Source organism: Actinomadura sp. BRA 177 (genome assembly GCF_013372625.1).
Taxonomy (GTDB): domain Bacteria; phylum Actinomycetota; class Actinomycetes; order Streptosporangiales; family Streptosporangiaceae; genus Spirillospora.
On the sequence record NZ_JABXFD010000526.1, the window covers coordinates 1 to 409 of the forward strand.

A 409-nucleotide genomic window follows, 5' to 3' on the forward strand; every position below is an offset into this window, starting at 1 on the left:
CCCGTCCGCCCCCCGGGCCGCCAGCCCGTTGGCTGGCGGTGGCCGGCGCAGGTGGCCGCGGGCCCGCCGCGCCGGGTGCACCGCCGCCGCGTCCAGCATCGCGCCTGGCCGGCACAGCGGCGTCCGCAGCGACCGGTAGGGGCGGCCGCCGACCAGCGCCGTCCCGGCGTCGGGCCGGTCCAGGCCCATGATCATCCGCATGGTGGTGGACTTGCCGGCGCCGTTCGGGCCGACGAACCCGGTGACCCGCCCGGGCCCGGCGGTGAACGACAGGCCGTCCACGGCGACGGCGGTCCCGTACCGCTTGCGCAGGCCCCGCACTTCGATGGTTGCCTCCATGCCACCGGAGGCTACGGACCGCGGCGGCGCCGCGTCGTCCCGCCGTGGAGGCCGTCCCTTATACACCTCG

1 protein-coding gene is annotated in these 409 nt (G+C 78.2%); it reads right to left on the reverse strand.

The window, feature by feature from the left end; genetic code table 11:
• On the reverse strand, nt 1–339 hold a 339-nt coding region (locus HUX53_RS30155), incomplete at its 3' end, for an ATP-binding cassette domain-containing protein (RefSeq protein WP_176406612.1).
• Between the last annotated feature and the right edge of the window lie 70 nt (nt 340–409).